Annotated in this window: 13 protein-coding genes; 5 read left to right on the forward strand and 8 right to left on the reverse strand. The window is 47.4% G+C overall.

All coding sequences use genetic code 11. The features are described 5' to 3' along the window. The first annotated feature begins 97 nt into the window (after positions 1-97). The 4 genes from JK216_RS11695 (at position 98) to JK216_RS11710 (ending at position 4,427) form a co-directional block, all read left to right on the forward strand. Positions 98-2,062 carry an FUSC family protein gene (locus tag JK216_RS11695; RefSeq protein WP_212706630.1) on the forward strand — a complete coding sequence of 655 codons (1,965 nt, stop codon included), beginning with the start codon at positions 98-100 and terminating at the stop codon, positions 2,060-2,062. Positions 2,063-2,242: 180 nt separating this feature from the next. Further along, positions 2,243-2,683, forward strand: a complete 441-nt coding sequence (locus JK216_RS11700; RefSeq protein WP_212706631.1) for a PTS sugar transporter subunit IIA — start codon at positions 2,243-2,245, stop codon at positions 2,681-2,683. Between the two features lie 70 nt (positions 2,684-2,753). Further along, positions 2,754-3,035: a PTS sugar transporter subunit IIB gene (locus tag JK216_RS11705; protein WP_212706632.1), complete on the forward strand. Its 282-nt coding sequence runs from the start codon at positions 2,754-2,756 to the stop codon at positions 3,033-3,035. A gap of 45 nt (positions 3,036-3,080) precedes the next feature. Then, positions 3,081-4,427, forward strand: a complete 1,347-nt coding sequence (locus JK216_RS11710; RefSeq protein ID WP_212706633.1) for a PTS ascorbate transporter subunit IIC — start codon at positions 3,081-3,083, stop codon at positions 4,425-4,427. Between the two features lie 54 nt (positions 4,428-4,481). On the opposite strand, the gene JK216_RS11715 is transcribed toward JK216_RS11710, so the two are convergent. The 7 genes from JK216_RS11715 to JK216_RS11745 form a co-directional block, all read right to left on the reverse strand. Then, on the reverse strand, positions 4,482-5,621 hold the full coding sequence (locus tag JK216_RS11715) for an ABC transporter permease (protein ID WP_212706634.1): 1,140 nt from the start codon (positions 5,619-5,621) through the stop codon (positions 4,482-4,484). Continuing rightward, positions 5,618-6,772, reverse strand: a complete 1,155-nt coding sequence (locus JK216_RS11720; protein ID WP_212706635.1) for an ABC transporter permease — start codon at positions 6,770-6,772, stop codon at positions 5,618-5,620. Before JK216_RS11720 ends, JK216_RS11715 begins: the two co-directional genes overlap by 4 nt. Then, a complete protein-coding gene (locus JK216_RS11725) occupies positions 6,754-7,725 on the reverse strand; it encodes an efflux RND transporter periplasmic adaptor subunit (RefSeq protein ID WP_212710706.1) in 972 nt (323 codons plus the stop codon). The genes JK216_RS11720 and JK216_RS11725 overlap by 19 nt, the downstream gene beginning before the upstream one ends. A 424-nt stretch (positions 7,726-8,149) precedes the next feature. After that, complete coding sequence (yqfB, locus tag JK216_RS11730; RefSeq protein WP_212711662.1) at positions 8,150-8,470, reverse strand: N(4)-acetylcytidine aminohydrolase; 321 nt, start codon at positions 8,468-8,470, stop codon at positions 8,150-8,152. Positions 8,471-8,530: 60 nt separating this feature from the next. After that, positions 8,531-9,334 carry a lipoprotein NlpA gene (nlpA, locus tag JK216_RS11735; RefSeq protein WP_212706790.1) on the reverse strand — a complete coding sequence of 268 codons (804 nt, stop codon included), beginning with the start codon at positions 9,332-9,334 and terminating at the stop codon, positions 8,531-8,533. A gap of 176 nt (positions 9,335-9,510) precedes the next feature. Beyond that, positions 9,511-10,218 (reverse strand): dienelactone hydrolase family protein, encoded by a 708-nt coding sequence (locus JK216_RS11740; RefSeq protein ID WP_212710705.1) that lies wholly within the window; start codon positions 10,216-10,218, stop codon positions 9,511-9,513. 36 nt (positions 10,219-10,254) lie between these two features. Then, positions 10,255-12,330 (reverse strand): FUSC family protein, encoded by a 2,076-nt coding sequence (locus JK216_RS11745; RefSeq protein WP_212711663.1) that lies wholly within the window; start codon positions 12,328-12,330, stop codon positions 10,255-10,257. Between the two features lie 687 nt (positions 12,331-13,017). Here JK216_RS11745 and JK216_RS11750 point away from each other — a divergent pair. Continuing rightward, entirely contained in the window at positions 13,018-13,353 is a 336-nt protein-coding gene (locus JK216_RS11750) for an SMR family transporter (protein WP_212706640.1), read from the forward strand. 350 nt (positions 13,354-13,703) lie between these two features. Here JK216_RS11750 and JK216_RS11755 read toward each other — a convergent pair whose 3' ends face one another. Beyond that, positions 13,704-13,952: a hypothetical protein gene (locus tag JK216_RS11755; RefSeq protein ID WP_249213109.1), complete on the reverse strand. Its 249-nt coding sequence runs from the start codon at positions 13,950-13,952 to the stop codon at positions 13,704-13,706. Positions 13,953-14,099: the final 147 nt, after the last annotated feature.

The following is a 14,099-nucleotide window of genomic DNA, read 5'->3' on the forward strand; positions in this document are numbered from 1 at the left end:
ATTTAATCGCCTCTTTTGTAACCATCGCTGGTTGCTGCTGTATAGGTGTGGCTTTTTTTAGCTGCCTGCAATTATTTTAATAATGATTCAATAAAAAATGCATAATTCATTACTTTTCCGGCTTCGTTTTGCCTGCAAAACGACTTTTGCCCTGGTGATGGCGTTAGTACTTAGCTTTGTCCTGCAGCTGGACACACCAAAATGGTCAATGATGACAGTCGCTATTATTGCTGCTTCTCCGGCGTTCGCCTCCGGCGGAGAGCCGATGACCGGCGTACTGAGGTTCAGGGGATTTTTACGGCTGATAGGTACCGCGATTGGTTCACTGGGGGCGGTCATCATTATCTGCGGCCTGTCACGTGCCCCGGTACTGATGCTGTTTGCCTGTTGTCTGTGGGCGGGTTTCTTTTCCTGGCTATATACGATTGTTAAGCAGGAAATCTCTTATGCTTTCGGCCTTGCCGGCTATTCGGTATTTATTATTCTGGTCACCGCCTGGCAAACGCCTCAGGCAGCGCCGCAAATAGCAATTTACCGTTCGCTGGAAATATCTTTAGGGCTGTTGTGTATTATATTTTCCGATTTAATCTTTATGCCCCGCAGTATTAAGCCGCAAATAAAACGCTTTATTGATGACTGTCCAATGGCATTATTTCGCCTGATGGCCTGCTGCTTTACCGCAGCCAATGAGCAGGAATTTGAAGAGCGTTTCAGGCATATGCTTGAAGAATGTAAAAAGTTTAATGCAATGCGTCAGGTACTGAAAATGGAGTCCACCCATAATAATCCGGTGTTACTGCAGCGGCTGAAGGGAATAAACGGACTGATGTTTCATTTATGTACCCTGACCTATGAAACCTGGCAGTATTTCCACCAGCGTCCGGAAAAACGCAGTACCAGCTGGTATCTGCTGTTCAGCCAGATACCAGACAGCACTCCGGCACTGACACAGAAACTCCACCAGTTTACTTTACTTATTCCTCAGTTAGCGTCACATCAGACCCCGTATGCCCTCTCTTCCTGGATAAAAGGGCTGAAAGAATTACGTATTCTGTGCACCGGGTTTCACTCCAAAGTGCCATTGCATGATATCGAGAAGGAAATAATCAGCCGTTATGCGATTAATGCTGCGGCTTCGGTACAAAGAAAACATGCTCTGGTGAACGGCTTCCGTACTTTCCTGACCGGCTTTGTCGGCTGCTGTTTATGGTTTACCACCACCTCAACAGCAGTCACAGGGTTTCTGATTATCTCGAGTATTGTTGCTACCCTGGCGATGCGGGCAGAAAACCCGCGCCGCGTCGCCATGGATTTTATCTACGGTATGATTTATATCCTGCCGGTCAGCTTTTTTTATTACCTGATTGTCCTGCCTGCCACCCAGCAGAGTTTCTTATTACTGATTATTGCAGTCAGTATTCTGGTATTTTTCTTTTCTCTGTGTGTACAGTGGAAAATCCTGGGCAGTGCGGCTTCTCTGATGTTTATTTTTAACCTGATCCCGATTACCAACCCGGAAGTGTTCAATTTCAGTCATTATCTGGATAGCGCCCTGGGACAGATTATCGGTGCCATTGTGACCCTGCTGATTATCTGGCTGATTCCGGACTTAAGTAAAAGCTCCATGTCCAATGCACTGTTACGCAATATTCTTACTACCTCACTGCAGACACTGACCACTAACCCTAAACGACGTAAAATCAGTCGTCTCAGCGCCTTATACGATGACCTGTTGTTACTGATCACCCTTGATAGCCGTAAATTAAAACGTTACCGTCTCGGGATTAATCTGATCATTATTTACCGGCGTATTACCGCCTTAAATATTCCCTATTTGCAGACACTGTCTGACTTTCACCTGCAGATCCGTGAAACAGCCAGTGATTTATCTCAGCAGAAAATGGCGATTCAGCGGGAACGGGCTTATGTAAAACTGCAGCAGTTACTGCATGAATATCTGGTGATTATCCGGATATTGCCTGATAACGAAAAAATAGCCCTTGTGGTTAATGATTTACAGACACTACTCAGTACATATAAAGGGGAACTGATTAGCCGCTGATGTGTGCAAAGCCGGCCACGGTTAACTTCGCAGCTGCGGGGTTATGCGGCTGTCTGGCTCTGCCACTGATTAATCTGTGAAACACATCACAATAATGTCTGCAGGCTTTATGTAATGTGAGACGCTGATTTTACGAGGTTTTTCAGATCCCTGCGGTTTTCATCATGAAAAGGGTATGCAATGTTAACTGACTATCTGACCAAAGAAAGAATCCATATCTGTGACACTGTCGCTGACTGGCAACAGGCGGTGACCTTATCTGCTGACCCGTTACTGAAACAGGGTGTGATCAGCCAGAGATATATTGATGAGATTATCGCAGAACACGGGCGAACCGGCCCTTATTATGTGTTGGCCCCCGGCGTTGCCATGCCCCATAGCCGTCCGGAAAATGGTTCCAACGGTATTGGCCTCTCACTACTGGTGATCAGGCAAGGTATTAACTTCGGCAGCGAAGACAATGATCCGGTCAAAGTAATTTTCTTTCTTGCTGCCAAAGATGCTGACAGCCATATCGCTCTTATCTCTTCCCTGGCAGAATTACTTGATGATGAAGAGAATATTGCTCTGCTGGCTACCGGCAACAGGGATACCATCGATACAATTATTCAGCGCTATTAATCCGTACTGACTGATTTATTTTGCAGTGCCCCTACCTTGCGGGGCACGTTACTTAAACAGAGGAAGTACTATGAAAATTTTTGCGGTTTGTGGTCATGGTCTCGGCAGCAGTTTTATGCTGGAAAAAAATATTAACACTGTGCTGGCAAAAAACGGCACCACTGCCGATGTCGGCCATATCGACCTGGCTTCTGTCTCTGATAATCTTGCCGATATTTTTGTGGTCGGTCAGGACCTGGCAGCAGCCATTGCCGGAAAAGTCGATAGTCAGAAAGTCATCGTACTGAAAAGTATTATTTCAAAAGCTGAACTGGAAGAAAAACTGACCCTGTTTCTGGGGGATCACCGCTGATTTATCACTGACCATCTGACTTGTATAGCTTCGGGGGGTATAACTATGGATTCGGTTCTCTCTTTTTTCCTCGATATACTAAAAGTTCCTTCTATTCTGGTGGGCCTGATCGCACTGATCGGCCTGTGTGCCCAGAAAAAAAGCATCGATCTGATCATCCAGGGCACAATTAAAACTATTCTCGGTTTTCTGGTACTGAGCGGTGGTGCAGCCTTACTGGTGACGACCCTCGGACCGCTGGGCGGAATGTTTGAACATGCATTTAATGTGCAGGGTGTTATTCCTAATAATGAGGCCATTGTTTCATTATCCATGAGTAAATATGGTGAAAGTACCGCCTATATTATGGCTTTTGGTATGGTCGCCAATATTTTCCTGGCCAGATTCAGCCGGCTTAAATATATCTACCTGTCAGGACATGTCTCATTTTATATGGCCTGTATGCTGGCTGTTATTTTAAGCATTACCGGGTTTAGTGGTCTGTCGCTGGTTATCTGCGGCTCACTGATTATGGGGTTGTTTATGGTTGTTTTCCCGGCACTGGCACAGCCTTTTATGCGGAAAATTACCGGTGAGGATGACGTCGCACTGGCCCATACCGGCACCATTGGTTACGTACTTTCAGGTCTGATTGGACGACTGGTCGGCAAAAATTCGCCGTCTACTGAAGAGATGGACTTACCGAAAAATCTCGGTTTCTTACGGGACAGTACTATTTCTATCTCACTGACCATGATGGTGGTCTATATCATTCTGAGCCTTTGTTCCGGCAGCAGTTATGTTGAGCAAAACTTTAGTCAGGGACAGAATATCATTATCTTTTCTGTGATAATGGGCATCACCTTTGCTGCCGGCGTTTATATTATTCTGGCCGGGGTGCGTCTGATTCTGTCAGAAATTGTGCCTGCCTTTCAGGGATTCTCGGAAAAGCTGGTCCCTGACGCAAAACCAGCCCTTGACTGCCCTATTGTCTATCCTTATGCACCTAATGCAGTATTAATCGGTTTTATCTCCAGTTTTGCCGGCGGGCTGGCCGGACTGGTTATTCTGGGCCAGCTGAACTGGGTACTGATCCTGCCGGGGGTCGTCCCGCACTTCTTTACCGGTGCAACCGCCGGTGTTTTCGGCAATTCCACCGGCGGACGCCGGGGCGCGGTATTCGGAGCCTTTACTAACGGCTTATTAATTACCTTCCTGCCGGCGATGCTATTGCCATTGCTCGGTCAGGTCGGACTGGAGAATACCACTTTCTCAGATTCTGACTTCGGTGTGGTAGGGATTATTCTCGGCAACGGGATTAAATACCTGACCCCTGCGACTATTATTTCGCTGCTGGTGGCAATCTATCTGCTGATGATTGGTTATAACCTGCTGGCCAGAAAAAAAACCTGAGTCCGATAACGGCGGGGGAGAGACTCCCCGCCGGATTTTATCACTGCCCCCCGCTTATCCGCGATAACCAAGGTATTTCAGAAAAGTCTCTCTGCGCTGGCGGTTACGAAAAATATTGATCAGAAATTCCAGAACATTAAACAACAGACAGAGCAGCAGTAATACCATGATATAAGGCAGAGCATTTTTCCATGGCAGTCCCATCTGATTTACCCCGGCAATGGCTTTTATCGCCCATGTTGAAGGCAACAGATCAGAAATAAATCTTACCCCCCACGGCATCGCCTGAACCGGCCAGATGGTTCCGGAAATATAAAATACCGGCATAGTAATAAATGACAGTGTCAGATAGACAATTTCCACCCGCCGGATACATTCAGTCAGCAGGTTACCGAGGCTGATCACCGCCAGTAAAAACGGGAACGTCAGCAGTAGAATTTCCGGGATAGACGCGGTTTGCCGGTAACCTAATACCCATGGCCACAGGCCAAACAACACCACAGATAAAAACAGCCAGATCGGGATCAACGCCGAATACGCGCCGAGGATCACCGACAGGGAGGGTTGGCCACTGGCGCTGATGGTCAGGTTGACCCTGACACTGGCAATCAGTAGTGAGTGTTGCAGCAGCATCACCAGCAGCCCCGGAAAGACTATCGCGGCAAAACTGATGCCGGGATTAAATAATGGCTGGGTGATGGCGCGAATCGGTGTCAGCAGCACCTGCGCTTCCGGCCGGGTAAAACCATTATTCATCAGAATCGCGCTGTTGTAATGGGTGACCATTTGCTGGTACGCCCCGATAATATCCTGCTCAATCTGGCCATTCGCCAGCCGGTTGGTCGCATCGCCGAATACGGGGATAGCCACACTCTGGCCAGCCAGCATTTTTTTCTCTAAATCTACCGGCATAACAATGACCGCAAATACCTTGCGCCAGCCGAGATCACGCCTTGCGCCTTCCAGGCTGGCGTAGTTGATCATATCAATCTTCGAGGTGGCATCCAGATCACGGATAAATAAACGGCTGGCCGGACTGTGGTCCATGTCCACCACCGCGACCGGTAAATTCCATACGGTACGGTTAGCATACACCAGGCTCATAACACAAAGAGAGATCAGCAGCATCCCCCACATCGGCCGTTGCAGCATCCCGCTGAGCACCTTTATAAAAGTCTGCCGGTATTCCCTCATACCATCGCCTCCTGCTCACGTAACCGGACCGGTAACCGCTTTCTCACCAGCAGGCTGATCACTAACGGATAGGCGAGTAACAGGGCACAGACCGAGGCAACCGGCTTCGCCGGGACTTGGCGGAGGAACAAATCAAACATGGCATATAATGCATGGGTCAGAGGCTCAAGATTCGCAATAATCTGTGCCGGTAATGGCATCGATAATTCGGGGACCGCAATCCCCGAAAAAGTCATCGCAATACTGACCATTAATGCCATCAGGGTATAGGCGGTAATCGAGGTCCGTGTAAAAGTGAACAGCAATACGGCCAGGCTCTGTGCGGCAATAATATAGAAGAATGCCACACAGAACATATACAACGGATTACCTGCCACTGTGGCATCTGAGCTCCAGACCAGTAGTGCAATCTGGCCCATCAGCACCACCGTATACACCAGAGTGTAAGGCGCCAGTTTCCCCAGCAGGGACAAGGTAAAGGCACCGGAATAGATCAGTGCTTTACTGCGTGACAGCACATAAATCATACAGGTTACAACAAACAGCTGCATCAGATGGATCGTCGCCGCAAATTGCTGGTAATAAATATAACTGCCGCTGGCATTAAACAAACTCTGGTAGGTCAGTGATACCTGCGCCAGCGCGGGCACAGGCTTACCGATTTTAGCCGCAATAATCGTCCGGTACTGACTGTTCAGAGCGCTCATTAGTCCGGAAAAATCCTGTGTCGAATACAGGCCGGCCGCATAAAACAGCGCATTATAATAAAACACCACTTGCGGCTGACGTCCCGCCAGGGCATCAGCTTCAAAATCAGGCGGAATATACAAAATCCCGTAATCGTCTGCGGTACGTAATTTTTCCTCCGCCTGTGGCAATCCGCCCGGCCATTCGGTGAGGCGGGCATGGGGACCGGCATCCAGTTTACGGATCAGTTCACGGGACAATTGACTATGGTCATTATCCACGACCGCGACCGGCAGATTCAGCAAAGTACCGGCAGAAAAGTTACTGCTCAGTAACCAGAACAGTAATAACGGAAAACACCACGTAAGCCAGTGGATCACTGGTTTGCGTGAGTCAGTGCGGATTTGTTTATTAAATGCGCGGTAGAAATAACGCCAGCTGCGTTTTAATGTTGCCACTGCCATAATGCACTCATTCCCTGTCGTAATCCTTTCACCGGCATCACCGGCGTTAAACGCACTTCAAAGGTTTTCAGGTCAAAATCTCCTGTCGCCCTGGTCGCACTTTTGGTCGAAAAATCCCCCAGAGGTGCGATGTAATGCACTCTGGCTTCGATTAACTGGTTATTCAGTGCCGGTACCCTGAGTTTAATCAGGTCACCTTTCCTGACATGAGCCAGAATATCTTCACGCAGATTAAAAATAAAATACGCCTGGTGAAGACGGACCAGAGTCAGCAGCGGGCTGGATGCACTCAGCAGCTCCCCGACTTCTGCCGGTATCGGCCCGACCTCGCCAGATACCGGAGCCCTGACAACCAGATCATCGGTCTGGGCTTTGACTTCAAGTAACTGTTGTTCGGCTTCATCCAGCTGTGCGGCATAAATATCACGCTGTTGCAGACGATCGCCATGCAGCCCTTCATCCAGATTCGCACGGGCACTTTGCATTGACTGCAATGCCGTATTACGCGCATTACGCGCATTATCCAGGGCCTGTGCCGAAATATATCCCTTTTCAGCAATTTTCTGCTGACGGTTATATTCATCCCTGGCATTCTGGTAATCAGAGGTAGCAGAAGCCAGTGCCGCCCGCAGATTACGAATACTCTCTTCACGGGTACCACTCAGAGATAAATCAAGTTGCGCTTTTGCCTGGTCCCTGGCAGCCTGTGCAGCCCGTAACTGTGCTATCAGTTCAGGTGCATCCAGTTTCATCAGCACTTGTCCGGCTTGTACATCATCGCCCCGTTCAACCAGCCGTTGCACAACCCGCCCTTTTGCCTTAGAAGCAACAATCACTTCCGGTGCATCAACTTCTCCTTGTAATAATAACCCCTGGTTTTGTGCCCTGAAAAAAATCGCCAGCGATACTACTGCGACCATTAATAACACCGTAAGTATTATTTTTTTATTCATTCTGACTGCTCCGCCATCCGGTATATCTGTTCCATCATCATTACTCTGTAGTCTGACATAAATCTAGCATAGAGCATTGATATAGATTATGCATAAGGAGTTTTCGTGAATATCAGGGGACATTTTTTAAAAAATGTAATTTGATGAAATCATCTGCTCTGGAAGTCAGACTGCGAAATAAAAATGCATCTCCTGTGCATTATATTTTCGGATAGGATGATATATATCCTGAGGTAAGTTATTTATGTCGTTAAATATACATATAAAACAATATGGCACCAGTAATGGCATTTTTACGCGGTGTCAGGCGATGATATTTCCCTTTCGCCGATAAAACGTTCATCAGTCCGCGGAGAAAGGTGATCTTATCATGGTTTATATGGCACATCGTCGCCGGTGAAAGAACACCGGCATTGAAGGTGTTTCAGTCTGCAGGCTCACACAGACAGAACTCAATCACGAATAACTGTTCCGTCTGCGGATAAATGGTCGCGATAACCTTGTGTAACTGTGGCAGGCTCATATTTTCCTGGCGGGCATGTTCCCCTGTCAGTTGTGACTGTAACACCGGCGTAATGCGGATAACCCGCAGGGTAGCAAAATACTGCTGATCATATTGATACCCAGCCCTGAGCCGTTGGCCCGGCAAAAAACCCGCTTCGCTGTGGTCACGAATGGTGATGATCTTGCGGCCAGCCAGAATATCTGCAGAAAAAGCACGATAGAACGTAATATCAATAGCCATTATTCACCTGTTGATCATGATCCCGTTGCTGCCAGTCACCTGACAGCAACACCGGACATATTACCAGCCTTTGACTGCACCGCCATTAAATATAATATTCGCCGCCGCTGCCACTTCCGGTGACTGGTAGGCCTGAATAAATTTTTTCACATTAGGTGCATCTTTATTATCTTCGCGGGTCACAATCACATTCACATAGGGTGAGTTTTTATCTTCGATAAAGATACCATCTCTGACCGGAGACAGGCCGGTTTGCTGGAGATAGGTGGTACTGATGATAGCGACCGTGACTTTAGGGTCATCCAGAACACGCGGTAACTGGGCGCCTTCCAGTTGCATAATATTCAGTCTGAGGGGATTACTGGTAATATCCGCAGCGGTCGGCAGTAATCCGGTGCCGCTACGCAGAGTGATCAGCTTTTCTTTCTGTAACAACAATAATGCACGGCCAAGGTTGGTCGGATCATTGGGAATAGCAATGGTATCTCCGCTTTTCAGTTCAGAGACATTATGGATTTTTCGTGAATATCCGGCCATCGGAAACACAAAGGTGTTAGCTACCGCCACCAGGTGATATCCCCGCGCCTGGTTATCTTCTGCCAGGAAAGGCCGGTGCTGAAATACGTTTGCATCCAGCTCTTTATTAGCCGTAGGATCATTTGGTAATAATGAACCACTGAATCCGACTAAATCAACATGCAGGCCATACTTTTTCAGAGCAACCTGTTTGGCGACTTCTGCCACATCCTGCTCTGCTCCGTTAATAACACCGACTCTTATATGGTTACTGTCTTCGCTGGTTTTATCACAGGCCGTCAGTAAACTACCGGCCACCAGCAATAATGCGGGGAAAAATAATTTCAAAGATTTACTCACCTGTGCTCCGTCATTTATTGCAGAATGTAAACGTTCATGATAATGACATAATCGCCCGGCGGGGAGAAGCCGTTACTCTGTGTATTTTATATAAGAAAATCATCCTTAATATTCCCCGGAAGAATATTAAGGATGCGCCGGACAGGGCAGGAAATAGTCACCGATCAGGGTGTTTCCTGGCGGAATAACCACTGTCTGAAATCTTTTATTTCATCAAGACTGATCGTATGCCCCATTCCCGGATAAGTTTTAAAGACCACCGACGGGGTAAAATCTGTCAGCTGTTTTACTGCCTGCTGGCCGGTTTTCAGAGGAATACGCTGATCGGCCTCACCATGACCAACAAACACATGCAGCTGCTTCGCTGCTTCAGCCGGTACCTCAGCAGGACTGAACCCATCCGGTAAACGACCACTGAAAATTGCCGCACCATGAAACAACTGTGGGTGTGTCAGAGCGACCGCATAGGTCATCACCGCTCCCTGGCTGAACCCCCCCAGATACGTATGTGCCGGTGAAATATGGTACTGATGCTGTAGCGCCTGCACAGTTTTTACCACCGCATTGCCGCTTTCTGTAACATCAGATGCCGCCTGAGATTCACTGACATTATTCCGATACCACTGGTAGCTGTCACCGGCTACAGGTAACGGTGCCCGCAAGGAAACCACTAGCATGTTGCCCGGCACAATCACCGGAAAATCATTAAAATCCTGCTCATTCGCCCCGTAGCCGTGCATCATAACCAGCATTGACGGATCCGGCCCCGGCTGGGCTGCGGGCATAAATAAATAGCTTAAATCGGTGGCCCCCGCCAGTGGCGCAGCCAGCAATCCGCCACATACCCCGAGCACCGCAAAATATTTTTTCACTTGATTACCTCAATATGTCTTTTTTCCGAAGTACTGTCATTCGATATCATCTGACAGGTACCCTTGTCCCTGAGAAATTTTCCATCGTACTCTCGGAAACAGTGCTAACCGGATATTAAATAAAAAATAGAATGGCATATAAAGCGTATTATTTTCCTTTACCCGCAACTCCATGACTGACAGTACCTTTTCAAGCTCGCGTAATAAATGCCCGCCGGGTAACTCATGGATGTTTTTCAACCGCCTTTTCAGGTAAAGATTAATTTCGTGAAATAAAGGCTCAGTTTTTATCCCGTATTGCTGAATAATCTGAAAATGACGCCCATAAAAATCAAAAAGATTAGCCCCCAGCCACAACTCAGTAATCAGATTATTTTCTATCGTCATACTGATTGCCGGGTCAGCTTTGTTACGTGGCAGAATAATATTGATTCTGTCCAGCATCCGCTGAATGAACTGCTGACGTTGCAGCAGCGAGGCCTGCTGCAGACGGATATCGATTATTAGCTGTAGTAATTCACGGATCCCCGCCCTGAGAGCTCTTTTGGCAGTCCAGGAGGGACGTTTATTACGTATCATTAAAGTAACAACCAGCGAAATAATAATCCCGACCATTGTCGATATTGCTGCATTGATCGTTGTCAGAGTATCGGGTGCAAAATCATGGGTCAATCCGATATATGCAGGTAACTGGGTCGCAACAATTAATCCGATAAAATTAGTCGCAGGGTTAGCGATCACCAGTCCCATGAATATCAGTGCCGGTGACAGGCAAATAATCATTGATTCAAAAGTAACGGCTGCCGGCAGCACCATCAAAGAATAGAAAATACTGATGGCTATCGCGATAACCATGCCTTTCATAAAAATACGCATACCACCCACCGGGCTGTCGTGGGTGGCGAAGAAAGAGCAGGTCACCGCGGCGATCATTGCCGCATTTGCTCCGCTGTGCCAGCCACTGCCAATCCAGAACAGGCAAGCCAGTAACGTAGCAATAAAGGCAGTGAATGCAGACAAGGCATTCATTCCTTTATCAATATACTTTTTCCTGTGGATTGCTTCAGCACCCTCAGGACGTTTTTTCAGCCGGGATAAGCGGACCCCGACGCCGTGATAAGCCGTCAGAATACGGACAACATTTTGTAAGCGATCAATCAGACCGGTAAACAGCAGACTTTCTTCGGTACTCATCCTGTTTTCCAGGAAATGCTGTTCAATCATACTCCGCGTATGTGCCAGTTGCCGGGTTACCGACGCACTGTCCTCACCGGCCGCATCATCCAGCCAGGCGAGGAAGCGGCAGACACTGTTATGGACAAATTCCGGCAACCGGATATTGTCAGCAGCCAGTAAATTCAGTCGTTTTTCGATCGCGGTCAGTGTCGGCACCAGGTAGGATAAATGCTGATATTGCGCCGATACCAGTCTTACCAGACGCTGAACCTGGTTGGCTTCATAGGCACAGTGGGTCATCAGTACTTCCACACTCAGCGGATAGTTAGCCATCTGAACCAGAATCTGGTCACGCTCAGGGGAGCCGGCCGACGAATGCTGCCTGAGTAAAGAACCACAGAGTTTTTTCCCCTGCTGATACCAGTTATTGACACTGTTTTCCAGCAACGACTTCATACTGACCGGGAAAATCAGTACATGGACCAGGCTGCTGATAATAATCCCAACGGCAACCTCTTCGATACGGGAAATTACAGTGTAAGTAATCGCCGAAGGAGTAGCCACATCCGGAAACCCCATGATCGCGGCACTGTAACCTGCCAGCATAAAAATATAACTTTTCGGTGTACGATCCCGTAAAGACAGATACAGACAAACAGCAACCCAGGCTGAAACCGCCAGACTGAACAGTACCGGGGACATCACGGTCGCCGGGTAGATCAGAAATATAAACATCCCCCCGAGTACCGTCCCGGCCAGCCTGAAAAACGATTTTGAAACAGTAGAGGCAGTGTAAATCTGTGAAACCACATAGACGGTGGTAAGAGACCAGGTCGGTTTTTCCAGGTTCAGCCTGAGTGCCAGATAAAAGGCCAGAAAAGCCGCAAGTGTCGTTTTTAACGAAAAAATAAACGCACTTTTTGTCAAAAAGTTCATAAGGCAGAGTAACTTAATTATGTATTTTTTATATAATCGGCAAGTATAATACAGCCGCCTGTTGTCAGACGATAAAAAATTGTAACAGCTGTGATGAATGTACTTCCGGTGATACAGAATATAGCAGGGACATAAAAATACCTTATATTTTGAGACTGCTGCACGTCCGGCGCATACCTTTGATTGACAGTAACAAGACAGACAATCCGGTCATTTTTTCTAACTGCTGAAGGGAATGTACGGTAACGCCCGTCATTATAATTTCCTGATTATTTAATCAGGTTGTTTTATTATTTCAGAGTGTAGCCGTTGAAACAGATTATTACTTTTATCGTCAGCTCTCTTTAGCAGTCATATTACCCGGCTTTCCGGATGCTCATAAATATAACCACAAAAAGATTATTTATTCGTGAATATCACACAACCAGATTCACTGCTGCCTTCTGAAGATCATACCGCCTCCCCCCGGGAAATCCATTTTCTACTCAACAACCGCTGTCCGGTCAAATATTCACTGCCCGATGACTGGCATACTCACCCGGCTGATCCCAGGTATATTTCCGTAATCTTCAGGGAAACAGAAAAATGTCTGTATACTGGGTCGTACGCTGCCCGAAGATAACGGCTGATTAAGAGTGCCCCTGCGGCAACTTCCCCCGGCCACCACGCCATTTACAGGATTGTGTCATGTTAAAAGTATGGATTATTCTTTTCATTTCGATCGTTGCCGAAACCTTTGCCACTTCAATGATCAAATCTTCTGAAGGTTTCAGTCGTCTGCTGCCCTCGCTGGCCGTGATCTGTGGCTATATAATTTCTTTTATCGGGTTATCTCAGGTCGTTAAAGTGATGAATGTCGGGGTTGCTTATGCCGTCTGGGCGGGGGTCGGGATCTGCCTTGTTTCACTGATCTCCTGGTTCTTTTTCCGCCAGAAGCTGGATTTACCCGCCATTCTGGGCATCGGACTGATTATCAGCGGCGTGGTTGTTATCCAGCTGTTTTCAAAATCAGTCACCCACTAATCGGGGGGGAGACCCTGCGGTCAAACCAGCAGAGACAATGCTCCTACCCACGTAATGCAGACACCGCCCTGAGTGAGGTTCTGATTTTCAAATAATTCCGGGGAAAAAGGCAGATTGCGTCTGCTTAAGAATCGCGATGATCTGGCTGTCAGTAAAACGTGATCGGTGAGCTTCGCTGCCTTTCGGGTCATAGAAATCCCCCTGAATTCAGGTGAGTATAAAATTCTGCTTATAAATACACCGGCTTTTCGGGGGGATTACCCAGGAACCGGGCGGTTACCCTTAAGGGCCACTGGCTGAGGAGTGTTCGGCGGGTAATAAATCCCAGCTGCAAGGGCTGGGGGCGCTGTTTACTGCGGACCGGATGGGGGAGATTTTCGGGCCTTAAAATAATCAATCAGATTAAAGATGATTGCAGCTGCTGTTATAGCTGAACCAGCAATAATACTTTTGATGAAATTTTTAGTGATCTCCTCAAATGGCAAGAAAAAACCACCTATATGTATAAAGCCAATGACAATTTTTATAAGTAAGCCCAGGAAGAAAAAGCCAACTGTAAAGTAGCTAAAAAGCAGTATATATTTGAGAACGGTTTTCATCACTTTTCGTTCCCCTGTTTTTTGATAATGCTTTTGCCTGCGTCTGTTGTAGCTTCTGAGGCGAAAGCACCCCTCAGTGTCAGCATAGTTGTCACCCCCTCTGAAAAATCAATCTGAGGGCATGGAGTGACACATGAAACGTATTTC

It is taken from the genome of Tatumella sp. JGM94, assembly GCF_018257595.1.
Lineage (GTDB): Bacteria > Pseudomonadota > Gammaproteobacteria > Enterobacterales > Enterobacteriaceae > Tatumella > Tatumella punctata.

Bases quoted from the DNA above. Each gene is read 5' to 3' on its own strand.
- JK216_RS11755 (WP_249213109.1), bottom strand. From the start codon at position 13,952: ATGAAAACCGTTCTCAAATATATACTGCTTTTTAGCTACTTTACAGTT.
- JK216_RS11710 (WP_212706633.1), top strand. From the start codon at position 3,081: ATGGATTCGGTTCTCTCTTTTTTCCTCGATATACTAAAAGTTCCTTCT.
- yqfB (WP_212711662.1), bottom strand. From the start codon at position 8,470: ATGGCTATTGATATTACGTTCTATCGTGCTTTTTCTGCAGATATTCTG.
- JK216_RS11705 (WP_212706632.1), top strand. From the start codon at position 2,754: ATGAAAATTTTTGCGGTTTGTGGTCATGGTCTCGGCAGCAGTTTTATG.
- JK216_RS11715 (WP_212706634.1), bottom strand. From the start codon at position 5,621: ATGAGGGAATACCGGCAGACTTTTATAAAGGTGCTCAGCGGGATGCTG.
- JK216_RS11725 (WP_212710706.1), bottom strand. From the start codon at position 7,725: ATGAATAAAAAAATAATACTTACGGTGTTATTAATGGTCGCAGTAGTA.
- JK216_RS11745 (WP_212711663.1), bottom strand. From the start codon at position 12,330: ATGAACTTTTTGACAAAAAGTGCGTTTATTTTTTCGTTAAAAACGACA.
- JK216_RS11700 (WP_212706631.1), top strand. From the start codon at position 2,243: ATGTTAACTGACTATCTGACCAAAGAAAGAATCCATATCTGTGACACT.
- JK216_RS11695 (WP_212706630.1), top strand. From the start codon at position 98: ATGCATAATTCATTACTTTTCCGGCTTCGTTTTGCCTGCAAAACGACT.
- JK216_RS11720 (WP_212706635.1), bottom strand. From the start codon at position 6,772: ATGGCAGTGGCAACATTAAAACGCAGCTGGCGTTATTTCTACCGCGCA.
- JK216_RS11750 (WP_212706640.1), top strand. From the start codon at position 13,018: ATGTTAAAAGTATGGATTATTCTTTTCATTTCGATCGTTGCCGAAACC.